20 protein-coding genes and 1 pseudogene are annotated in these 21,244 nt (G+C 72.3%); 5 read left to right on the forward strand and 16 right to left on the reverse strand.

All coding sequences use genetic code 11. From position 1 onward, the window contains the following. Positions 1-69 precede the first annotated feature (69 nt). Together B5557_RS37815 and pdxR are read right to left on the reverse strand one after the other, a co-directional pair. Complete coding sequence (locus tag B5557_RS37815; RefSeq protein ID WP_079663709.1) at positions 70-1,656, reverse strand: alkaline phosphatase D family protein; 1,587 nt, start codon at positions 1,654-1,656, stop codon at positions 70-72. 120 nt (positions 1,657-1,776) lie between these two features. Beyond that, the gene (gene pdxR, locus B5557_RS37820; RefSeq protein WP_079663710.1) at positions 1,777-3,255 is read right to left on the reverse strand and encodes a MocR-like pyridoxine biosynthesis transcription factor PdxR; all 1,479 of its coding nucleotides are present in this window, start codon (positions 3,253-3,255) and stop codon (positions 1,777-1,779) included. A gap of 47 nt (positions 3,256-3,302) precedes the next feature. Here pdxR and B5557_RS37825 point away from each other — a divergent pair. Beyond that, positions 3,303-4,183: pseudogene (locus tag B5557_RS37825) on the forward strand (DMT family transporter); the annotation flags it as partial. 2 nt (positions 4,184-4,185) lie between these two features. Here the strand turns inward: B5557_RS37825 and B5557_RS37830 are convergent. Both B5557_RS37830 and B5557_RS37835 read right to left on the reverse strand, forming a co-directional pair. After that, positions 4,186-5,016 (reverse strand): alpha/beta fold hydrolase, encoded by an 831-nt coding sequence (locus B5557_RS37830; protein WP_079663711.1) that lies wholly within the window; start codon positions 5,014-5,016, stop codon positions 4,186-4,188. Between the two features lie 226 nt (positions 5,017-5,242). Continuing rightward, positions 5,243-5,896 carry an NADPH-dependent F420 reductase gene (locus B5557_RS37835; protein WP_079663712.1) on the reverse strand — a complete coding sequence of 218 codons (654 nt, stop codon included), beginning with the start codon at positions 5,894-5,896 and terminating at the stop codon, positions 5,243-5,245. Positions 5,897-6,178: 282 nt separating this feature from the next. Between B5557_RS37835 and B5557_RS37840 the strand changes: the two genes are divergently transcribed. Next, entirely contained in the window at positions 6,179-6,940 is a 762-nt protein-coding gene (locus B5557_RS37840) for a GntR family transcriptional regulator (RefSeq protein ID WP_079663713.1), read from the forward strand. Between the two features lie 130 nt (positions 6,941-7,070). Here B5557_RS37840 and B5557_RS37845 read toward each other — a convergent pair whose 3' ends face one another. From B5557_RS37845 to B5557_RS37855, 3 genes are all read right to left on the reverse strand, one after another. Then, positions 7,071-8,228 carry an ROK family transcriptional regulator gene (locus B5557_RS37845; RefSeq protein WP_079663714.1) on the reverse strand — a complete coding sequence of 386 codons (1,158 nt, stop codon included), beginning with the start codon at positions 8,226-8,228 and terminating at the stop codon, positions 7,071-7,073. A 121-nt stretch (positions 8,229-8,349) separates the two neighbouring features. Next, positions 8,350-9,012, reverse strand: coding sequence for a response regulator transcription factor (locus B5557_RS37850; protein WP_079665213.1), 663 nt, complete (start codon positions 9,010-9,012; stop codon positions 8,350-8,352). Positions 9,013-9,026: 14 nt separating this feature from the next. Next, positions 9,027-10,181 carry a sensor histidine kinase gene (locus B5557_RS37855; RefSeq protein ID WP_079665214.1) on the reverse strand — a complete coding sequence of 385 codons (1,155 nt, stop codon included), beginning with the start codon at positions 10,179-10,181 and terminating at the stop codon, positions 9,027-9,029. A 110-nt stretch (positions 10,182-10,291) separates the two neighbouring features. Here B5557_RS37855 and B5557_RS37860 point away from each other — a divergent pair, with 110 nt between their 5' ends. The 3 genes from B5557_RS37860 to B5557_RS37870 are packed head-to-tail and all read left to right on the forward strand — an operon-like array spanning position 10,292 to position 12,377. Then, positions 10,292-11,215: an ABC transporter ATP-binding protein gene (locus B5557_RS37860; protein WP_079665215.1), complete on the forward strand. Its 924-nt coding sequence runs from the start codon at positions 10,292-10,294 to the stop codon at positions 11,213-11,215. Continuing rightward, positions 11,212-11,943, forward strand: a complete 732-nt coding sequence (locus B5557_RS37865; protein ID WP_079663715.1) for an ABC transporter permease subunit — start codon at positions 11,212-11,214, stop codon at positions 11,941-11,943. The genes B5557_RS37860 and B5557_RS37865 overlap by 4 nt, the downstream gene beginning before the upstream one ends. A 59-nt stretch (positions 11,944-12,002) precedes the next feature. Then, on the forward strand, positions 12,003-12,377 hold the full coding sequence (locus B5557_RS37870; RefSeq protein WP_079663716.1) for a hypothetical protein: 375 nt from the start codon (positions 12,003-12,005) through the stop codon (positions 12,375-12,377). A gap of 74 nt (positions 12,378-12,451) precedes the next feature. Here the strand turns inward: B5557_RS37870 and mug are convergent, their stop codons facing one another. The 9 genes from mug to B5557_RS37915 all read right to left on the reverse strand — a co-directional run bounded on the left by mug (position 12,452) and on the right by B5557_RS37915 (position 21,134). After that, positions 12,452-12,949 carry a G/U mismatch-specific DNA glycosylase gene (mug, locus tag B5557_RS37875; RefSeq protein WP_079663717.1) on the reverse strand — a complete coding sequence of 166 codons (498 nt, stop codon included), beginning with the start codon at positions 12,947-12,949 and terminating at the stop codon, positions 12,452-12,454. Positions 12,950-13,002: 53 nt separating this feature from the next. Next, on the reverse strand, positions 13,003-14,445 hold the full coding sequence (gene purB / locus B5557_RS37880; RefSeq protein WP_079663718.1) for an adenylosuccinate lyase: 1,443 nt from the start codon (positions 14,443-14,445) through the stop codon (positions 13,003-13,005). A gap of 73 nt (positions 14,446-14,518) precedes the next feature. Beyond that, a complete protein-coding gene (locus tag B5557_RS37885; protein ID WP_079663719.1) occupies positions 14,519-15,583 on the reverse strand; it encodes an aminotransferase class I/II-fold pyridoxal phosphate-dependent enzyme in 1,065 nt (354 codons plus the stop codon). Continuing rightward, positions 15,580-16,920 (reverse strand): radical SAM protein, encoded by a 1,341-nt coding sequence (locus B5557_RS37890; RefSeq protein ID WP_079663720.1) that lies wholly within the window; start codon positions 16,918-16,920, stop codon positions 15,580-15,582. The genes B5557_RS37885 and B5557_RS37890 overlap by 4 nt, the downstream gene beginning before the upstream one ends. Next, positions 16,917-17,162, reverse strand: a complete 246-nt coding sequence (locus B5557_RS37895; RefSeq protein WP_079663721.1) for a hypothetical protein — start codon at positions 17,160-17,162, stop codon at positions 16,917-16,919. Before B5557_RS37895 ends, B5557_RS37890 begins: the two co-directional genes overlap by 4 nt. Positions 17,163-17,226: 64 nt before the next feature. Continuing rightward, positions 17,227-18,066: an SGNH/GDSL hydrolase family protein gene (locus tag B5557_RS37900; protein ID WP_079663722.1), complete on the reverse strand. Its 840-nt coding sequence runs from the start codon at positions 18,064-18,066 to the stop codon at positions 17,227-17,229. 118 nt (positions 18,067-18,184) lie between these two features. Then, entirely contained in the window at positions 18,185-19,198 is a 1,014-nt protein-coding gene (locus B5557_RS37905) for a hemolysin family protein (RefSeq protein WP_079663723.1), read from the reverse strand. Next, on the reverse strand, positions 19,195-20,538 hold the full coding sequence (locus tag B5557_RS37910; RefSeq protein ID WP_079663724.1) for a hemolysin family protein: 1,344 nt from the start codon (positions 20,536-20,538) through the stop codon (positions 19,195-19,197). The genes B5557_RS37905 and B5557_RS37910 overlap by 4 nt, the downstream gene beginning before the upstream one ends. A 170-nt stretch (positions 20,539-20,708) precedes the next feature. Beyond that, on the reverse strand, positions 20,709-21,134 hold the full coding sequence (locus B5557_RS37915) for a GNAT family N-acetyltransferase (protein ID WP_079663725.1): 426 nt from the start codon (positions 21,132-21,134) through the stop codon (positions 20,709-20,711). Positions 21,135-21,244: the final 110 nt, after the last annotated feature.

Here is a 21,244-nt window from a genome sequence, read left to right on the forward strand (position 1 = left end):
GCACCGGGGGATGACGCCGATGCGCGGCACGTGGTGTCGAGACTACGGGACGCCGGACCGCACGCCCGACTACTGCCCGACCCGTCCCGGCTGCAGCACCTGCGTGAACAGCACCGTGCCGTCCTGCTCACGCAGCCGGACCGTCAACTCGCCGCTGTCGCCGTCGATGTCGACCTCCCCGAAGAACTGGTAGCCGGCCGCCGGCGAGACGTTCGCGGCGGTCGGCGCCTTCACGAACACCCGCTCCGGACCGAAGGTGTTGTCGAGCGCGCTGGCCGGGAAGGCGCCCGCGTTCAGCGGCCCGGAGACGAACTCCCAGAACGGCTCGAAGTCGGTGAACGCGGCCCGCGACGGCTGGTAGTGCTGCGCCGAGGTGTGGTGCACGTCGGCCGTCAGCCACACCGTGCCGGTGATCCGCCGGTGCTTGATGTACCGCAGCAGCTCGGCGATCTGCAGCTCACGGCCGAGCGGCGCGCCCGGGTCGCCCTGCGCGACGGCCTCGATGTTCGCCTTGCCCTCGGTGGCGTCCGGCACGACCAGCCCCAGCGGCATGTCGGCGGCGATGACCTTCCACACCGCGCGCGAGCGCGACAGCTCCCGCTTGAGCCACTCCAGTTGCTCGGCGCCGAGGATGCCCTGCGGGTCCACCCTCTGGTCGTCGGGCGAGTTCGCGTTGCGGTACGTCCGCATGTCCAGGACGAACACGTCGAGCAGCGGGCCGTGCCGCACCACCCGGTGGACGCGGCCCTCCTTGGCGCCCGGACGCAGCGTCGAGATCGGGAAGTACTCGCTGAACGCCCGCCGCGCCCGCCCCGCGAGCACGTCGACGCTCTTCTCGGTGTAGCGGGTGTCGGAGGCGGCGATCACCTCGCCCGGGTACCAGTTGTTGCGGACCTCGTGGTCGTCCCACTGGATGATGGAGGGCACCTGGGCGTTGAACCGGCGCAGGTTCTCGTCCAGCAGGTTGTAGCGGAAGTTGCCGCGGAACTCGGCGAGGGTCTCGGCGACCTTCGACTTCTCCTCGGTGGTGATGTTCCGGTAGAGGCTGCCGTCGGGCAGCGCCTGCGTCGCCGTGATCGGTCCGTCGGCGTAGATGTTGTCGCCGCTGCACAGGAAGAAGTCGGGGTCGAGCTTGGCCATCGCGTCGTAGATGCGGTAGCCGCCGATGTCGGGGTTGATGCCCCAGCCCTGGCCGGCCAGGTCACCGGACCACAGGAAGCGCACGCCGTGACGACGTCCGAGCGGCGCGGTGCGGAAGGTGCCGGTCACCGGCTCGCCGGTGCGACGCGGGTCGTCCGGGTCGGCGAGCAGCACACGGTAGTGGATCTGCTCGCCGGCAGGCAGTCCGTGCAGCCGGGTCGTGCCGGTGAAGTCCGTACCGGCGCCGAGCAGCGGGCCGTAACAGCGGCGGGCGCCCCGGAAGGACTCGGTCGCCGCCGTCTCGACGACCATCCGCGCCGGACGGTCGGAGCGCACCCACACCAGCCCGGAGTCGGACGTCACGTCCCCGGTCTGCACACCCCAGCCCGCCTCGGGCCGCCCGGACAGCGCGAAGGCGGGAGCGGCGCCGAGCGCGGCGGGCAGGGTCAGGGCCGCGGAAGCGGCGAGCGAGCCGCGCAGGACGCTGCGGCGCCCGGGAAACGGACTGGGTGACATGGAGGGGCCTCCAGGGACGGGAACCGGCCGGTGTGCACAGCCACAAGTACTGGTGCGCCGCAGCGCACACGGAAACCGCAGGTGAACAACTGACCGCACACCCGGGGGATGCGACCCACATCACTGCCCGGCGGCCTCCCGCATCAGCCGCACCCCGTCCCGGATACGGGCGGGCGACAGCTGCGCGTAGCCGAGCACGAGCCGTACCTCCGCAGCGCCGTCTTCTGCTCCGGCACGCGCGTGTGCGTACGCGCTGAGCGCACGCACCTCGACACCGACGGCGGCCACCCGTTCCAGAAACCGCTCCTGCGGCCCGTACCGCCGCGGCAGCCCGGCGATGACATGCAGCCCCGCCGCGATGCCGGACACCCACGCCCCGGGGAAGTGCTCCTGGAGCGCGCTCACGAGGGCGTCCCGGCGCTCCCGGTAGGCCCGCTGGCAGCGGCGCAGCTGGCGGTCGTAGTCGCCGCGCTCCACGAACCGGGCGAACAGCGCCTGGTCGAGGGCGGGATGACCGAGGTCCATGGTGCGCTTGCGTTCGACGACCTCCTCGGCCAGCGTCTCGGGGACGAGCAGCCAGCCCAGCCGCAGTCCCGGCGCGAGTGACTTGCTGACCGACCCGGTGTAGGCCACGCGCTCCGGGTCGAGGCCCTGCAGCGCTCCCACGGGAGCGCGGTCGTAGCGGAAGTCGCCGTCGTAGTCGTCCTCCAGCACGAAGCCGTCCACGTTCCTCGCCCAGTCGAGCAGTTCGGTGCGACGCCGTGCGGAGTACGCGATCCCGGTGGGGAACTGGTGCGCGGGCGTCGTCACCACGGCCCGTACGCCGGACGACCACAGTGTCTCCAGAGCGGGCCCCTCCGCGTCGAGCGGGAGAGGTACGGAGGTGACGCCGGCCGCCGCGTACAGAGCACTGTGCTGGGGGCTTCCGGGGTCCTCGACGCCGATCGCGGCCAGCCCGCGCGCGTGCAGCGCCAGGCCGAAGAGCGCCGTCGCCTGGGCCACGCCCGAGACCACCACGAGGCGCTCCGGGTCGGCGACCACGTCCCGGCGGCGGGCGAGGAGTTCGGCGAGCGCGGTGCGCAGTCGGGGCAGCCCGCGCGGGTCGGGATAGCCGAGCTCGTGGTGGGGCAGCTCGGCGAGCACTCCCCGCTGCGCGGCCGCCCAGGCGGCGCGCGGGAACAGCGACAGGTCCGGCGTCCCCGGTACGAAGTCGACCCGCGCGCCCGGGGTGCGCGGAGCGTGGTCACGCGCGCGTGGCCGAGCCGCCCGCACGGCGCCGCCCACCCAGGTGCCGGCCCCCCGGCCGCTGCGCAGATAGCCCTCGGCCGTCAACTGCTCGTAGGCCTCCGTGACCAGCCCGCGCGACACCCCGAGGTCGGCGGCGAGATCCCGGCTGGACGGCAGCCGGGTGCCCTGGACGAGCCGCCCCGAGCGCACCGCGTCCCGCAGCGCGGCCTGGAGCGCACGTCCACGCGCGCGTGCCGGTGCGGAAACGGCCGGCAACAGCACCTCCCAGGCCGCCGAACCGAACGGGCCGGACGCGCGTGACGGGCCGGAAGGGTCGGACGGGCCGTCAGGATTGGTCCCCGATGACGTCATGGAAGTGGACCTTAAACCGGGCCGCCGTCGTTCCTAGCGTCACCTCCATGAACGCCACCACCACGCGCGGGAGTCTGCTCGCCGCGTTCGCCTGCGTCCTCGTCGGAGGGTCCTTCACCGCCAACAGCGTCCTCGGCGCCTACCCGTACGCGGGCGGTCAGGCCCTGCGCTACGGCCTTGCCTGCCTGCTGCTCATCCCCCTCGCCGGCGCCGGCGCCCGGGCCCGGCTGTGTGCGCTCACGGGCCGTCAGTGGGCACGCCTCGCACTGGTCGCGGCCGTCGGGATGGTCGGCTTCAACCTGGCCGTGCTGGCCGCCGAGCGCTCCGCGGAACCCGCCGTCCCCGGCGTCCTCGTCGGCTGCGCGCCCGTCGTCGTGGCGGTTCTGGTCCCGCTCCTGGAGGGACGGCGGCCCCGGCGCCCGGTGCTGTACGGGGCGTCGATGGTCGCCGTCGGCGCGTTCACGGTGCAGGGGTGGGGCCGTACGGACGGCGCGGGGATCGCCTGCTCGGTCTGCGCGCTGGTCGGGGAGGTGGGCTTCGCGGTCCTGGCCGTGCCCGTCCTGCGGCCGCTGGGTCCGCGGCTGCTGTCGGCGACGGTGTGCGGGCTCGCCGCCGTCGAGTCGGCCGCGATCGGTCTGCTCGTCGACGGCGGCGGGTGGCTGCGGCGGCCGGTCGGCGAGGAGGCCGCCGCGCTGCTGTGGCAGGCGGCCGTCGTCACCGTCGTCGGTTTCGTGTGCTGGTACATGGGCGTGCAGCGGATCGGAGCCGAGCGAGCCACGCTCTTCTCCGGCCTCATCCCGGTCGCGGCCGCCTGCACCGCCCCCCCTCGTCGGAACGGGCTCCTACGGCTCCGTCCAGGCCGTGGGCAGCGCCCTGGTGGGGGTCGGAGTCGCCCTGGGAGCGGGGGCGTTGAGCCGTGCCCCCGGGGTGTCAGCGGCTGCCGTCGAGGATCACGCGGGCGACGAGCGCCGGGTCGTCGTTCATCGGGCAGTGGCCGCAGCCGGGCAGTCGGACCAGGCGGGCGGCCGGGATGATCTGCTTGGCTCGCAGGCCCTGGCGGCGTACGAGCAGCCAGTCACGGGTGCCCCAGCCGACCGTGACCGGCATGCCGGGGAGGTCGTCGGTGAACCGGACGGTGGTGCCGGCCCGCAGGGTCTGGTCGAACCCGGTGGCCCGGGCCAGGGCCAGCGTCTCGGCGACCACGGCCTCGGGTGAGCGGCGGCTCGGGCGGGCGTAGATGGTGCTGGTGAGGGCGGTACGGCCGGCCGCCGTGCTCGCCAACCGCTCGACGAGGGGCAGCGGCAGCCGGCGGGAGATCTGCCGCATCGTCATCAGGACGCCGAAGGCGTAGCGCCGTTCGGCCTCCGACCAGAACCCGGCCGGGGACAGTGCCGTGACCGTCCGTACGAGCTTCTCCCGGCCGAGTTCCAGGGCGAGCAGGCCGCCGAGGGAGTTGCCGGCCACGTGGGGGCGGTCCAGCCCCAGCTCCTCGCAGAAGGCGCCGAACACGGCGGCCGTCGTGGGCAGGTCGTAGGCGAGCCCGTCGGGCAGGGCGGGGGAGACGCCGAAGCCGGGCAGGTCCACGGCGATCACGTCGCGCTCGGCGGCCAGGATGTCCACCACCGGGTCCCAGGCCTGCCGGTGGTGACCGATGCCGTGCAGCAGGAGCAGCGGTTCGCCCTCGCCCACGCGCGCGTAGGAGACGGTCACGGGCAGCGGGCCACTGGGAGAGGGGACCGTGAAGGAGACGGTGGCGGACATGGGAAGCTCCTCGTCTGGACTGGCCTGCAAACGCCTGGACACAACGCCTTGGACGCCGACTGAAACGACGCCCTTAGACAGCTTGTCAGCAATTACTACCGGCGGGTAGCCCCCGTGTGGGTGAACCCGGTCCCGGTGAACCCCGTGAACCCGGAGGACCCGGTGAACCCGGTGGACCCGGTGGACCCGGAGGACCCGGAGGACCCGTGGTGGCTTTCGCTCTTGCTCAACGTGCCCTGCGCAGCTCCAGGTTGAAGTCCGCGTGACCGAAGTGACGCATGAGGTCCAGCCACAGCGGCAACCACATCTCCACGCTGCGCGCCGCCCGGATGCCGCCCAGGTCGAGCACCCGGTCCGCCGGCCAGCCGAACTCCCCGAGCAGCGCCGTGACCTGTTCCTTGGCGTCCGCGTCCTCCCCGCACACGAAGATCTGGTGCTCGCCCGGCACGCGCGCGGGATCCACCATCACCTCGCAGTTGACGGTGTTGAGGGTCTTCACCACGCGCGCGTGCGGAAACGCCCGCTGGATCTGCTCGCCCACACTGTCCGACTCCACCGGCGACAGCCGCGCCTGCCCGTCGTCGAATTCCAGCGGGTTGGAGACGTCCACCACGACCTTCCCGTCGAGGTGGGACGACCCGGCCGCCTCCAGCGCGGCCAACGAGACCCGCCCCGCCACCGCGTTCACGACCACCTCGGCAGCCGCGGCCGCCTCGGCGAACGTGCCGGCGCTCGCTCCGTCGCCCGCCTCCCGAGCCCACTCCAGGGCTGCCGGCTTGTCCTTCGTGCGCGAACCCAGGACCACCGTGTGCCCCAGCTCCACGAGTTTTCCGCCCAGCGTGCGACCGACCTGTCCCGTACCCAGTACCGCGTACCGCACAGCGACCTCCCGTTTGTCGGATCAGACCTCCGTCACGGTAAGTCCCGACCGCCCCGCAGGCGGGTGTTTGACGACGAGGACTTTGCCGGAGTGTCACGAGAACGTGCCTGTACGAACGCCCCGTAAACGCTTTCCCGCCGGTCGCCCGTCGGGGCCCCGAGGGTTCGAGTATTGGTCTTGACCAAGGGTGGGGGCCGCCCTATGGTCGCAGAGAAGTACAACAACCTTTAATAAACAAGGGCGCGAAAACGCCGCCGGACCACGGCGATTGCGGAGGACAGGGTGGGGACCACGCAACTGGAATCGGTACCGGAACCGAAGTACTGGCATCTCAAGACCGTGCTCAGCGAGGCACTCGACTCCGAATTCACGGTGGGGGAGATCCTGCCCAACGAGCGTGAGCTGGCCGCCCGTTTCGGCGTGGCCCGTGCGACGCTCCGTCAGGCGCTGGAGCAGCTCGAACTGGAGGGCCGACTGCAGCGCCGTCGTGGCGTCGGCACCACCGTCGCGCCGCCGCGCATGGGCGTCGCCGTCGGCACCGACCAGCAGGTCTGGCCGGGCATGGGCGACGACGCCTGGCAGGCCGTGGACTGCACGCTCGCGGCGCCGCCCGCGGCCGTCGCCACCGCCCTGGAGACCGCCCGCGACCAGGCCGTGCACATCGTGCGCCGCTCGCGGGTCTCGCACGGGCAGCCCGTCGCCGCGGAACTGCTCTACGTCCCCCGGACGTCGGTGCCCGACCTCGCCGCGATCGACGCCTCGTCCGAGGGGGCACACGCGCGTGCGGTGCTGCGCGAACTGCAGCACCTGGAGCTGCAGGGTCAGGACCGCGCCGTGGAGCTGGGCTCGGCCCGCGCGGACGACGCCAAGGAGCTCGACCGGCTCCCCGGCGCGCCCGTCCTCGTCGTCACCACCCGCTTCTTCGCGCAGGGCCGCACCGCGGCGCTCTCCGTGGCCACGTATCGCGCTGACACGTGCCGCCTGACGTTCGGCGCGTCCGGCGGCGTGGAGATACACCACGGCCCGGAGCAGCAGGCGTCCTGAGCACAGCGTCCGCCTCGGGTCGGAGGCGGCAGGCTCCCTGAACGGTCTGCACCCCCGCCCGTGCGAGGACACGTCCCCCCGCGCCCCGGAACTCCTCCGGGGCGCGGCGCGTTTCACCGGTGACGGCCGGTCAGCGCCGCGCCGTCACCGTCCCCTCCACCGCGAACAACTGCTCCTCCACATGGTCGAGGGCGAGCCGCAGCGCCCCCGTCGCCACCGCCGCCTCGCCGAGCAACGACAGGGTCACCTTCGGCGGTCGCAGACAGTACCGCGCCAACTCCTGGCGCAGCGGCTCCAGTACACCGTCCAGACCGGCCGCCCAGCCGCCGACCACGACCAGCTCCGGGTCGAGCGCCAGGACCAGCGCGGCCACGTCGTGCACCAGCCGCTGGATGAAGCGGTCCACCGCCGCCCGCGCCTGCCGGTCGCCCCGGCGTGCCTGCGCGAACACCTTCGCGACCGCCTGCTCGTCCAGCGGATGCAGCGGCTCGTCCGTCGTCGACAACAGCGTCTCCGGGGTCGCCTCCCGCCCGAGCAGGTGCAGCGCGCCGATCTCCCCGGCCGCCCCGCCGTACCCCCGGTGCAGCCGACCCCCGATCAGCGCGCCGGCACCCGGACTCAGCCCGGCCAACACGAAGACGACGTCGTCGGACTCGGTGGCCGACCCCTTCCAGTGCTCGGCCACGGCCGCCGCGTTGGCGTCGTTCTCCACCAGCACCGGACACTTGAAGGAACGACTCAGCCGCTCGCCCAGCCGCAGTCCGGTCCACTCGGGCAACGCCGTGCCCAGCCGCACGGTCCCGTCCGCCTCGACGATCCCGGGCGTGCCGACCCCCACCGCCCGCAGGGAGGCGCGCGGCACGCCGGCCCGGCGCAGCAGTTCGGCGACCGCCGTCCGCAGCCGCTCCAGCCGCTCGTCCGCCGGAGCGCCCTCGTCGACGTCCTTGGCCTGCGCGCCCAGCACCCGGCCGTCCAGGTCGGCCAGCAGCGCGGCCACCCGATGCGAGCCGATCTCCAGACCCAGCAGATGCCCGGCCTCCGCCCGGAACCGGAACCGCCGCGCGGGCCGCCCCTGCCGTCGTGCGGCACCCTCCTCCGCCGCCTGCTCGACGACGAGCCCCGCCTGGATGAGGTCCTCGACGACCCCCTCGACGGTCGGCCGGGACAACCCGGTCACGCGGGTGATCTCCGTGAGCGTGGCGCAGTCCGTGGCACGCAGCGCATGCAGCACCACCGCGGAATTGATCCTTCGCAACAGCGAGGGATCCCCGCCGGTCAGCTGCCCCAACGTCCGTCCTCCCAGCTCGTGCGCGTGTGGGCGGATCGTACTCGGCAGGAGGCATCCCGGCGAGTGACGAACAGGTACCGATGACGTCACGCACCCCTCACGTCGACGTCATGCACCCCTTTCACCCCGGTGCGACGAACCCCGACTCGTACGCCGTGATCACCGCCTGCGTCCGATCCCGCGCCCCGAGCTTCGCCAGTACCGCGCTGACATGTGACTTGACCGTCTCCGCCCCCACAAGGAGCCGCGCGGCGATCTCCGCGTTCGACATGCCGCGCGCCATCAGCCGCAGTACCTCGGCCTCCCGCTCGGTCAGCCGGGCCCGCTCCAGCGTGTCCCGGGCCGCGCGGTTGCCTCCGCCTTCGCCGTACTCGGCGGCCAGCCGCCGCACCGACGCCGGGAACAGCAGTGACTCGCCCTCGGCGACCAGGCGCACCGCGTGCACGATCTCGGCGGGCCGGGCGCGCTTCAGCAGAAACCCGTCCGCGCCCGCGCGTAGCGCCTCGTACACGTACTCGTCGTTCTCGAACGTCGTCACGACCAGGATCTTCGGCGGCTCGGCTACCGTCCGCAGCACCGCACGCGTGGCCTCGATCCCGTCCATCAGCGGCATGCGTACGTCCATGGCGACCACGTCCGGCCGCAGCTGCCGCACCAGCGGGATCACCGCCGCCCCGTCCGCCGCCTCGCCGACGACCTCGATGTCGGACTGCGCCTCCAGCACGGCCCGCAACCCGGCGCGGACCAGGGGTTCGTCGTCGACAAGGAGCACGGTCACCGGCATCCGGTCAGCGTAGATCACTTCATGGGCAGTTCTGCGTGTACCTGCCAGTCGCCCGCGTCCGGACCGGTCGAGGCCCGTCCCCCGAGCAGGGCCGCGCGCTCGCGTATCCCGCGCAGTCCGCTGCCCCGCCCGGGGCCGGGTATGGCGGCCGTCAGCGGGTTGCGCACCTCCAGACGCAGCAGACCGTCCGAAACGCTCACGCGGACCCGCACGGGAACGGCTCCCGCGTGCCGCAGCACATTGGTCAGCGCCTCCTGGAGGATGCGATAGCCCTCACGGGACACCGGTCCCGGTACGGCCTCCAGCGGGCCGGTCACCTCGGCGTCGACCGTCGCGCCGGACACCCGCGCGGACTCCAGCAGCCGGTCCGCGTCGGCGAGCGTCGGCCGGCTGTTCAGCGGCCGCTCGGCCTCGCGCAGCACGCCGAGCACCCGCTCCAGGTCGTCCAGGGCGGCCCGGCCGGTCTCCTCGATCGCGTCGAGCGCCCGGCCGGTGAACTCCTGGTCGCCCGCGGCCCGCGCCGCGCCCGCCTGCACGACCGCCACCGTGAGCGCGTGCCCGATGGAGTCGTGCAGCTCCCGGGCGATCCGGTTGCGCTCCAGCAACTGCTCGGTGCGCTCCTCCAGGGCGGCGAGCCGCTCGGCCGCCGACGGGCCGAGCAGCCCGCGCGCGAGCGCGGTGATCAGCTCGCCCAGGCCGACGACGACGCCGTACAGAGCGAGCAGGGGGACAGGGACGAGCAGCGCGAGCCACCAGCCGGGCGCAACGTCACCGGGCAGAGGCAGGTCGTCCGACATCTGCCCGCCCGCGCCGACGGCCAGGTCGTAGACCAGGGCGGGCAGCCACACGCACGCGAACAGCGCCACCGCGCCGAGGGCCATCCGCGCCTCCAGCCACAGCACCGTCCGCAGCCGGTCCCGCCAGGTCGCCGAGGGCGCCACGGAGAAGTCGGGGCCCGGGTCACCGGGCAGGAGCAACAGCCGGGCCTGCACCCCCTCGCCGGTGCGCACGGCAGGGACCAGGCCGAGCGGAACGAGTACCAGCGCGGGAACCCACGGCCGCGACGGATCGATGTACATCCAGACGCTCACGACCAGCATCGGCACCCACAGATGCAGCAGTCGTGCGTACGTGATCCCCCGCAGCAGCGGGCGCAGGAAGCGGCCCATGCCGACCATCGTGGCAGCCCCCACTGACAACGGCCCTCCCCCGAGCGGGGGAGAGGCCCGCCCCGGACGGGGGAGGCGCCCAACCCGGGCCGACGGCGAGAGTCGTGGCCATGACCAGCATCGACGTCCACGACCTCACCAAGGAGTACGGCCCCCGGCGGGCCGTGGACCACCTCACCTTCAGCGTGCGGGCCGGCCGTGTCACCGGCTTCCTCGGGCCGAACGGCGCGGGCAAGTCCACCACCTTCCGCCTCGTCCTCGGCCTCGACCGGCCCACCTCGGGCACCGCCACCGTCGGCGGACGGGCCTACACCACCCTGCGTCAACCCCTGCGGCATGTCGGCGCCCTGCTCGACGCGCACGCCCCGCACGGCGCCAGGACCGGACGCGACCATCTGCTCGCCCTGGCCGCGAGCAACCGCGTTCCCGTGCGCCGGGTCGACGAGGTGCTGGAGGAGACCGGGCTCGACCCGGCCGCGCGACGCCGGGTGAAGACCTACTCCCTGGGCATGCGCCAACGCCTCGGCATCGCCGCCGCCCTGCTCGGCGACCCCCAAGTGGTGCTCCTCGACGAGCCGTCCAACGGACTCGACCCCGAAGGCATCGTCTGGATCCGCGGGATGCTGAGGCGGCTGGCCGCGGAAGGACGCACCGTGTTCGTCTCCAGCCACCTCATGAACGAGACCGCGTCCTTCGCCGACCACCTCGTCGTCCTCGGCAGGGGCCGGCTCCTGGCCGACACCCCCATGCGGGACTTCATCGACGCGCGCGTGCAGCCCCGCGTACGCATCCGTACGACGGACCCGACCGCGCTGAAGAGCGCCCTCGCCCGGCACGGCCACGACGCCGTGGAACACCCCGACGGGCACTGGAGCGTGCGGCACGCGCGCGTGGACGACATCGGGCGCGTCGTGTCCGACGCCGGGGTTCCCCTGCTCGAACTGGCCACCGAGGAAGGCACGCTGGAGCAGGCCTACCTCGACCTGACCGCCGCCGACACCGAGTTCGCGGCGCCTGCCCAGGAGGCGGCATGACCAAGGAATTCACTCCCGCGCTGCACGCCGAGTGGATCAAGATCCGTACGCTGCGGTCGCAGGTCGGCGCCCTGAGCTCGGTGCCGCTCGCGACGGTCGCCTTCTCCGCGGCGGCCGGCGCCGCCGGCGCCGACGACACCGACCTGGACGTGCTCTTCTCCGTCTTCTCCGGGGTGAGCTTCGGGCAGATCGCGGCGGTGACCTTCGGCGTGACGGCCGTCTCCGCCGAGTTCCGGGGCGGCGCCCTGCGCGTGTCGCTGGCGGCAGTACCTCGGCGGGGCCGTTGGCTCGCCGCGAAGCTGACGGCGATCGCCCTCCCGATGCTGGCCGCCGGCCTGGTCACGGGACTGGCGACGGCGGCGGTGGGCACGTCGGTGCTGGGGGAGAGGGCCGAGACCCTGACGACGGCACAGGCCCTGCAAGGCGTGGTCGGCTGCGCGCTCTACCTGACCCTCATGGCGCTCCTGGCGGCCGGCCTGACGACGGTGGTGCGCAGCGGCACGGCGGCGCTCGGCCTGCTCATCCCGTTCCTGCTGATCGTGTCCTTCGTGGTGGGCGACCTGTCCGGCGGCGCGGCGGACCTCCTCCCCGACCGGGCCGGTCAACTGGCCCTGCACAGCGCGCGGGAGAGCACGCTCGGCCCCTGGACCGGCCTCGCGGTGTCCGCCCTGTGGACGGCGATCGCGGTGACCGCCGGCGCCTGGCGGCTGCGACGCAGGGACGCCTGAGCACACGTGCTCCACTGACGGGCCGCCAATTGTCAGTGGCGGCGGGTTTACTGGATCGCATGGACATCGAGCAGTACCTCGCCGCCCCCGGCGACCGCCCGGCCGCCTTAGCGACCAGCCACGGTCTCGTGGCGGCGGACGCCGCCGTGCGCGTCGAGGCGGTCGAGCGGTTCCACGAGGACAAGGAGGATCTGGCCGGGGAACTGACGCGGCGATGGGGCGAGCCGCGGCACATCGGCCTGCAGACGATACGGCTGCGGACCGAGCGGGAGGACATACCCGAGCCCTGGTCCGAGCTGAGCCTCAGGGCAGGCCACGCATACCTGTGGCAGGTGACGGAACAGGGCCGCTGGGTGGCCCTGGGCGTGGCCGACCTCGACCCGGACGACGAGATAGAACTCCTCCTGGTCGTCACGGAGACCGCCCCGCCATAAAGCTGCCTTCGGGCGAGTGCTCCGACTGCCGCGGAACCGGCAAGCTCCGCCGACAGGCGCGCCGTTCGCCGACGTCAGCCCTGCGCCGCCACCCGCAGGCGGGCGAACTCCTCCGCCATCGTCGCCGCCGTCCAATGCGCGTTCAGCCCGCTCGGATTGGGCAGCACCCACACGCGTGTGTCCCCGATGACCCGCTCCTGCGGACCCACCGCCGCCTTGCGGTCGTCGAAAGCCGCCCGGTAGGCGGTCACGCCCACCACCGCCAGCCAGCGGGGCTTCAACAGCGTCACCTTCTCCGCCAGCAGCCGCCCACCCTCCCGGTACTCCTCGGCGCTCAGCTCGTCGGCCCGCGCGGTCGCCCGCGCCACCACGTTCGTGATGCCGAGCCCGTGCGAAAGCAACTCCCGCTGCTCCGCCGGCTTCATCAGCCGGGGTGTGAAGCCGGAGAGGTGCAGCACCGGCCAGAAGCGGTTGCCGGGGCGGCCGAAGTGGTGGCCGGACGCCGCCGTCATCAGACCCGGGTTGATGCCGCAGAACAGCACGCGGAGGCCGCCCGCGACGACGTCCGGCACGAGACGGTCGCGGGCGGCCTCCAGCTCCGCCGGGGTGAAGCGTGCGACGTGGGTCAGAGGATCGCTCCGGGGGTGTAGCCGGCCGCCTCCGGGCGCTGCTTCACGATCTCCTCGACACGGCCGACGACCACGGCCACCTGCGCGGCGGCGGCGCCCGTGAAGGACAGCTTGTCGGCCATCAGCGCGTCCAGCCGCGCGCGGTCGAGCGGAAGACGCTCGTCGGCGGCCAGCTTGTCCAGCAGTTCGTTGCGCTCGGCGCCCTGCTCGCGCATCGCCAGCGCCGACGCGACCGCGTTCTCCTTGATCGCCTCGTGCGCCACCTCACGGCCGACACCCGCACGCACCGCGCCCATCAGCACCTTGGTGGTGGCGAGGAACGGCAGATAGCGGTCCAGTTCACGGGCGACGACGGCCGGGAAGGCGCCGAACTCGTCGAGCACCGTCAGGAACGTCTCCAGCAGGCCGTCGAGCGCGAAGAACGCGTCCGGGAGCGCGACCCGGCGCACCACCGAGCAGGACACGTCGCCCTCGTTCCACTGGTCGCCCGCCAGCTCGCCGGTCATCGACGCGTAGCCGCGCAGGATGACCATGAGCCCGTTGACGCGCTCGCACGACCGCGTGTTCATCTTGTGCGGCATCGCGGACGAGCCGACCTGACCCGGCTTGAAGCCCTCGGTCACCAGCTCGTGCCCGGCCATCAGCCGGATCGTCTTCGCCAGCGAGGAGGGGGCCGCCGCGAGCTGCACCAGCGCGGTGACGACCTCGTAGTCCAGCGACCGCGGGTAGACCTGCCCCACGGACGTGAACGCCTGCGAGAAGCCCAGGTGACCGGCGATGCGGTCCTCCAGCTCGGCCAGCTTCGCGGCGTCGCCGCCGAGCAGGTCCAGCATGTCCTGCGCCGTGCCGACCGGGCCCTTGATGCCGCGCAGCGGATAGCGGCCGAGCAGTTCCTCGACACGGCCGTACGCCACGAGCAGCTCGTCGGCGGCGGTGGCGAACCGCTTGCCGAGGGTGGTGGCCTGCGCGGCCACGTTGTGCGAGCGGCCGGCCATGACCAGCTCGCCGTACTCGCCGGCCAGCTTGCCCAGGCGCGCCAGGACGGCCACCGTACGGTCGCGCACCAGCTCCAGCGACAGCCGGATCTGCAGCTGCTCGACGTTCTCCGTGAGGTCGCGGGACGTCATGCCCTTGTGGACCTGCTCGTGCCCGGCGAGGTCGTTGAACTCCTCGATCCGCGCCTTCACGTCGTGCCGCGTGACCTTCTCGCGCTCGGCGATGGAGGCCAGGTCGACGGTGTCCAGAACACGCTCGTAGTCGGCGATCGCCGCGTCCGGTACCTCGATCCCGAGGTCCTTCTGCGCCTTCAGCACGGCGAGCCAGAGCTGACGCTCCAGCTTCACCTTGTGCTCGGGCGACCAGAGCGTGGCGAGCTCGGCGGAGGCGTAACGTCCGGCGAGGACGTTGGGGATGCGGGGCTTGGCGGCAGCGGAAGTCACGTGTACGGATTCTACTGGCGATTCGTGCAGGCCAGCGCCACCGCCCGGTTCGGCGGAACCTACGAGACGGCCGTCACCCCGCGGCGTCGGGCCGAACCTCGTACGGCAGCAGCTCGGTGCGTTTCGGCGCCACCGCCGGCGTCGGGCCGAAAGCGTCGGCGAGGCTGGTCAGGATGGAGCCGGACCACCTGCTCTCCCCGAACACGCTGACCGGCATGGCGAGCACGCCGCACTCACGCCGGAGCGTCTCCGCCGGGATTTCAACCGGGAAGAAATAGTTGCCGGGACACGTCCGGCTCGCCGCGGGAATCGCCTCGAGCACGTCGTCCGGCAACCGTTCGAACAACCGCTCAGCCCGTGCGGCCAGTACGTCGACGACCTGCCGGGGCACGTCACCGTGCTCGGTCAGCAGGCGGTCGGCGAGCCTCAGCTGTGACGGCGTCGGCGGATCCGCCCGGAACGCTTCGGCCCATTCTGCCTGCGTCGGACCCATCAGGACCACGCCGAATGTGCGTGGCCACAGCCATCCCTTGGTGACCGAATGCAGGAGGACCGCGCAACCGGTGTCCAGCAGTCGCCGTGTACCGGCGGCGAACGGCACTCCCAGGTCGTAGACGCTGTCGATCAGCAGGCGGCGGCGCGGTGATTCCCGCAACCACGCAATCACCGCGGCGCACTCGGCATCGGACAGGTACCGGCCGAGCGGCTTGCTGGGGTTGGCGAGCAGCAGGTATTCGGGCCGGTCGTCCGCCGGCGATCTCGGCAGGGCCGGCGCCGGCAGCGTCGGGTAGGACGCGGGCGCCAGGCCCGCAGCGCGGGCCAGCTCGAAGTACACCGGGTACACGTCGCTGGGCAGCCACAACCGCGCTTGCACGGAGCGCAGCCAGTGGAACACCACGCCGAGCCCGTGCCGGACCCCTCGACACACCATGGCGTGGCCGGACCACTCTTCCGGCAGCTCGAAGCGCCGCAGCCAGGCACGGGCGAGATCGCACCGGTGCACCGTACTCATGTCGGTCGGCGGTTCCGGTCGCATCGGAGCAAGCGCCCGATACACGTTGGTCTCGGCGGCATCCAGAAGCGACGAACCAGCAACGAGCTGCCGTTGCCGGAATTCCTGGAACTCCTCGAACCTCATGCCGTCGCACCTTCCGGCGCGATCTCGCTGGCCCGGTCTTCCAGGGAGGCGTAGCAGCGTCCGTCGGCCATGACGTTCCAGCTGCGTGCGATCCCATGGGTGCGTTCCCAGAGCAGGCTGGGTTCGGTGTAAGCGGCGATCCGTATCGGCCGGCCGTCCCAGTCGCCGTGGTAGACCGGCGCGCCCCAGGGCAGGCGGCTCGCCAGTTCGAAGCCGTGCTGCTCGGCGAATCGGGTGACGACGGACAGCGACACCTGGTGCTCTCGGCTCCAGACGTTGGCGGCTCGGTCGAAGTAGAGCGACTCAGTGCTGGTGGAGACGTAGAGCTCTTTGAAGCAGACTTCCTCGACACCGAGAGCCGCGGCCCACGAAAGGTAGTCGGCGACCCCGGCCGCGTCGGCGACGCCGCCGTGCTGAAGCACGCAGATCAGCCTCAGCTGCAGCCCCGGCCAGCGGTCACGTTCCATGCGCCAGGTGTTGATCACGGAGCTCACCGGCGTGCGCAACATCATCAGCCGGTCGCTGACGGCGTCGTCCTGATGGTGCCGGGAGACCGCCAGCACGCTCAGGCCTGCGGCGCTCAGGGCTGCCAGTCGGCCGGCCTGGTCAGCGTGCTGGCCCTTTGCCAGGGTGTGCGCGTTGGTGATCAGGACGACCTTCGGGAAGGCCACCGAGCAGGCGGACACCAGCCGTAGCTGCTGTTCGAACGGTATGAGCGTGGGCTCTCCGCCGCCGGTGATCACCGCACGCTCGGCACCCGCCACTCGGGCGTGCTCCAGCCAGTGGGCGACCGCGTCCCACGGGACCCGGGCCGGCGGTTGGTCGCTGGAGATCGAAGCCGAGGAGAAGCAGAACGAACACCTGGCCTGGCAGGCGGCGGCGACCGGCAGAAGCGACACCGAGCGCGGTCGCATGTCGGCGTAGCGACGCTGTGCCGACGCGTGCAGGTGCAGGGAAGCCGCCATCGCATCCTCGACGGTTGTCGGGCGCAAAGTGACCTCGTCGCCCACGTGGTCGAGCTCGTGGACGGCTGACAACCGGATGCGAGCCTCGCGCAATTCCATGCCGAGCCCGGTCGACACGTTGGGCACCAGCTTGTCGGGGTCCACCGTGGTTTCCAGCACCAGCAGTCGGTCGCCCGAAATGGCCAGACGGTCCAGCAGTCGTCGCGCCTTGCCGATGCCGATTCCCAACTCCGCCCGGGTCAGCAGGTGGAACCGGTCGGGATAGGTACTCTCCGGAATCCCCGCCTTACCGTAAGCGAACGCGTACTTGTCGAAGCCCTTCGCGAAGTTCGACAGCACGATGACGTGGAAGCGCTGCTCGCCATGGATCATCCCGTCATCATGCATGAACGGCCCCGGACGACAGGGGCCGAACCAGGGTTCTTCTCGCGCACCCACGCCTCCATGGCCATCACGTCGCGCAGCGGGACGCGTGGGGTGCGCCCCCAGGGCAGTGGCCAGAGCCGGCGCGTGATGCTCAGGGTGTGTCCGTCGAGGGTCAGCCGGACGGACAGGGTCGACGCGGTCAGCGGCTGGCGGACAGGCGGCTCACTCACCCCGTCGGGCTTCGTCATGACCGCAAGTGTGGCCTTGCACCGATCCGGTCATGGCCGCCCGTGAGCCGCCGGACAGGCCCTGTCAGGGCCCCACCCGTTCCCAGTCCGTCACAGGGCCGGGGTTGGTGTGGTCCACAGGGGTGACCCAGAAGGCTTTGCCCAGCTCGGCGTTGAACTGGGCGCCTGTCCGGCCGTCCCCCGAGGAGCGGCCGGTGAGGCGGCGGCCGATCCAGGGGAGCAGGTGCTGCCGGGCGAAGCGGGCGTCCGCGACGCGGCGGGCGGCCCAGCCCGGGGGCGGGGTGGCCGGCATCGGCATGTGCCACTCGGTGTCCTCGGGGTCGTGGCCGAGGGTCTGCCAGACGGCCTCGGCGACCCGGCGGTGCCCCTCCGGCGTCAGGTGCAGCCGGTCGACGTCCCACATGCGCGGGTCGCCGAGAGACGCGGCGCCGTACAGGTCGACGACGAGCGCGCCGTGCCGCTCCGCCAGCTCCTCGACGCACTCGAACAGCTCCTCCATGCGCGGCCGGAACCGCTCCAGGACGGGCCCCTGCCGACCCGGGCTGCGCATCAGGACCAGCTGTTTGCAGGCCGGGGCGAGCTGCTCCACGGCCTCTGTCAGCAGGCCCTTGACCCGGCCCATGTCGCACTTGGGGCGCAGGGTGTCGTTGAGGCCGCCGACCAGGGTGATGACGTCGGCGCCCATCGCCGCCGCCACCGGCACCTGCTCGTCGACGATCTGCCCGATGAGCTTGCCGCGCACGGCCAGGTTGGCGTACCGGAAGCCGGGCGTGCGGGCGGCCATCCGCGCGGCGAGGAGGTCCGCCCAGCCCCGGTAGGAGCCGTCGGGCAGCAGGTCCGACATGCCTTCGGTGAAGGAGTCGCCGATCGCGACCAGGCTGGTGTGTGTGGGGTTCGTCTGCATGGCGACATAGATGGTAGCCCGAGTCCCATACCCGGCGGTCGGTCACCTCTTGCCGCAGTCACGTCTTGTCGACGGACACCTCTGGACCGGCCAAGCCCGTCGGTGTCCGTCCGCGACCTCAGGCCTGCTGCCCGAACAGCTCCCGCAGCACGTCCTCCATGGTCACCAGGCCGGCCAGCCGCCCGTCCGAGCCGAGTACGGCCGCCACATGCGTACGGCTGCCGCGCATCGCGGTGAGGACGTCGTCCAGCGGTGTCGCCTCCCGCACCCGCGCGATGGACCGCATGTCCTGCGGCCGGAACGGCACGTCCTGTGGCGAGGCGTCGAGAGCGTCCTTGACATGCAGGTAGCCGACGATCCGGCGCCCCTCGTCCACCACCGGGAAACGGGAGAACCCGGACTCGGCCGCCAGGCGCTCCAGCCCCTCCGGGGTGATGCCCACGCGCGCGTGGACGACCCGCTCCAGCGGCAGGACGACGTCGCGCACCGGGCGCCGGCCCAGCTCCAGGGCGTCGTGCAGCCGCTCCTGGGCGCGGTCGTCGATGAGGCCCGCCTCGCCGGCGTCCCGCACGATCTGGGCCAGCTGGGCGTCCGAGAAGGCCGCGGCGACCTCGTCCTTCGTCTCGATCCGCAGCAGCTTCAGCAGACCGTTCGCGAAGGCGTTGATCGCGAAGATCACCGGACGCAGCGTCCGCGCCAGGGTGACCAGCGGCGGGCCCAGCAGCAGAGCGCTGCGCACCGGCTCGGCGAGCGCGATGTTCTTCGGCACCATCTCGCCGAGCAGCATGTGCAGATAGGTGGCGAGGGCCAACGCGATCACGAAGGACACCGCGTGTCCGGCGCTCTCGGGCACACCCACCGCGTGGAACACCGGCTCCAGCAGGTGCGCGATGGCCGGTTCGGCGACCACACCGAGGATCAGCGTGCACAGCGTGATGCCGAGCTGCGCCGCCGCCATCAGCGCGGACACGTGCTGCAACCCCCACAGCACGCTCTTGGCGCGCCGGTCGCCCTGATCGGCGTAGGGCTCGATCTGGGAGCGGCGGACGGAGATCAGCGCGAACTCGGCGCCGACGAAGAACGCGTTGACGACGAGGGTCGCCAGGGCGATCAGCAGCTGGACGGCGGTCACTTCCCGGCCTCCTGTTCAAGACTTCCGGACGACGCGGCGGGCGGCGCGTGCAGCAGCACGCGCGCGGCGCGGCGACCGGAGGCGTCCACGACGTCCATGCGCCAGCCGGCGACCTCGACGGTGTCGCCCGCGGCCGGTATCCGGCCCAGCTCGGCGGCGACGAGACCGGCGAGCGTCTCGTACGGACCCTCCGGGGCGTGCAGGCCCACGCGTGCGAGCTGGTCGGTGCGGGCGGCGCCGTCGGCCGAATACAGGGCGCGCCCGTCGTCGTCCGTGCCCGCGGGCGCCAGGTCGGGCGTCTCGTGCGGGTCGTGCTCGTCACGGACCTCGCCGACGACCTCCTCCACGATGTCCTCCAGCGTGGCCACGCCCGCCGTGCCGCCGTACTCGTCGATGACGACGGCCATCGTCCGCTTGCCGGACAGCCGGTCCAGCAGCCGGTCCACGGTCAGCGACTCGGGTACGAGCAGGGGCTCGCGCATGATCTCCGAGACGGGCACGCGCACGCGGCGCTCCGCCGGGATCGCGAGCGCGTCCTTGATGTGCGCGGTGCCGACCACCGCGTCGAGGCTGCCGCGGTACACGGGGAACCGGGACAGGCCCGTCGCCCGGGTCGCGTTCGCCACGTCCTCGCAGGTCGCCGCCGCGTCCAGGGCGATGACCTGGACGCGCGGTGTCATCACGTTCTCCGCGGTCAGGTCGGCCAGGTTCAGTGTGCGCACGAACAGCTCCGCGGTGTCCGCCTCCAGAGCGCCCTCCCTGGCGGAGTGCCGGGCCAGGGCCGCGAGTTCCTGGGGGCCGCGCGCGGCGGCGAGTTCCTCGGTGGGCTCCAGTCCGAAGCGGCGCACGACGTGGTTGGCGGTGTTGTTGAGGTGGCTGATGAACGGGCGGAAGGCGGCGCTGAACCAGCGCTGCGCGTTGCCCACGCTCTTGGCGACTGCCAGCGGGGAGGAGATCGCCCAGTTCTTCGGCACGAGTTCGCCGACGACCATCAGGAACACCGTCGACAGGGCCGTGCCCAGCACCAGGGCGACGGAACTCGACGTGGTGGCCGACAGGCCGAGCGACTCCAGCGGCCCGGCGATCAGCTTGGCGATCGACGGCTCGGACAGCATGCCGACCACCAGGTTGGTCACGGTGATGCCGAGCTGGGCGCCGGAGAGCTGGAAGGTGAGGTTCCGTACGGCCTTGAGGGCCCCGGCGGCGCCGCGCTCGCCGCGCTCCACCGCCCGCTCCAGTTCGCTGCGCTCGACCGTGGTCAGCGAGAACTCGGCGGCGACGAAGGCGCCACACGCGAGCGACAGCAGAATCGCCACCAGGAGCAGCAGCACTTCGGTCATCGGGTCACCTCCGTCCCAGGATCGGACAGGGCGGGAAGGAACGCGCGATGTCGCGTGCGGGTACTGGGAGGCTCGCCCATGGGCGGACGCTCACACCTTTCACAAGTCGTCAGGGTGCCGTACGGACCCGTACGGCACCCCAATGGTAAAAGATCAGCAAAGGGATCTGGTCAGTCGGTGAGCGGTTTCACCCAGCGCCGCCATTTCTCCTCCGGCGCATACCCCGCCGCGCGCCACGCATGGTGCGCCGTCTCGTTGCGGGTGAGCACCATCGCGTCCCCGCGCCGCCCGCCCAGCCGTACGAACCGCTCCTCGGCGGCGGCCAGCAGCGCCGAGCCGATGCCCCTCCGGCGCCACCGCGGGTGCACCGCCAGCCGGTACAGATGGCACCGCCACCCGTCGAACCCCGCGATCACCGTCCCCACCAGCTCACCGTCCTGCTCGGCGAGGATCAACGCCTGCGGGTCCCGGGCGACCAGCCGCTCCACCCCGCTCGGGTCGTCGCTGATGCTCGTGCCCTCGGCGGCGGCTTTCCAGAAGGCGAGGACGGTGTCCAGGTCGTCGGGCGTCGCGGCCCGTATCCGCAGATCAGACATGCGGCGATCCCATCACGGGCGGCGCACCGCGGCGCGGAATTCCAGAATCCGGACGGTCACCGGCCCCGCGGCCCGGCGACGACCGGAGCGAACGCCTCCCGGTACGGCCG

It is taken from the genome of Streptomyces sp. 3214.6 (assembly GCF_900129855.1).
GTDB classification, from domain to species: Bacteria; Actinomycetota; Actinomycetes; order Streptomycetales; family Streptomycetaceae; genus Streptomyces; species Streptomyces soliscabiei.

Coding starts and splice junctions, on each gene's coding strand:
- B5557_RS37815 (WP_079663709.1), bottom strand. CDS start 1,656: ATGTCACCCAGTCCGTTTCCCGGGCGCCGCAGCGTCCTGCGCGGCTCG.
- pdxR (WP_079663710.1), bottom strand. CDS start 3,255: ATGACGTCATCGGGGACCAATCCTGACGGCCCGTCCGACCCTTCCGGC.
- B5557_RS37830 (WP_079663711.1), bottom strand. CDS start 5,016: ATGTCCGCCACCGTCTCCTTCACGGTCCCCTCTCCCAGTGGCCCGCTG.
- B5557_RS37850 (WP_079665213.1), bottom strand. CDS start 9,012: ATGCCGGTGACCGTGCTCCTTGTCGACGACGAACCCCTGGTCCGCGCC.
- B5557_RS37855 (WP_079665214.1), bottom strand. CDS start 10,181: ATGGGCCGCTTCCTGCGCCCGCTGCTGCGGGGGATCACGTACGCACGA.
- B5557_RS37860 (WP_079665215.1), top strand. CDS start 10,292: ATGACCAGCATCGACGTCCACGACCTCACCAAGGAGTACGGCCCCCGG.
- B5557_RS37865 (WP_079663715.1), top strand. CDS start 11,212: ATGACCAAGGAATTCACTCCCGCGCTGCACGCCGAGTGGATCAAGATC.
- B5557_RS37870 (WP_079663716.1), top strand. CDS start 12,003: ATGGACATCGAGCAGTACCTCGCCGCCCCCGGCGACCGCCCGGCCGCC.
- B5557_RS37885 (WP_079663719.1), bottom strand. CDS start 15,583: ATGAGGTTCGAGGAGTTCCAGGAATTCCGGCAACGGCAGCTCGTTGCT.
- B5557_RS37890 (WP_079663720.1), bottom strand. CDS start 16,920: ATGATCCATGGCGAGCAGCGCTTCCACGTCATCGTGCTGTCGAACTTC.
- B5557_RS37895 (WP_079663721.1), bottom strand. CDS start 17,162: ATGACGAAGCCCGACGGGGTGAGTGAGCCGCCTGTCCGCCAGCCGCTG.
- B5557_RS37900 (WP_079663722.1), bottom strand. CDS start 18,066: ATGCAGACGAACCCCACACACACCAGCCTGGTCGCGATCGGCGACTCC.
- B5557_RS37910 (WP_079663724.1), bottom strand. CDS start 20,538: ATGACCGAAGTGCTGCTGCTCCTGGTGGCGATTCTGCTGTCGCTCGCG.
- B5557_RS37915 (WP_079663725.1), bottom strand. CDS start 21,134: ATGTCTGATCTGCGGATACGGGCCGCGACGCCCGACGACCTGGACACC.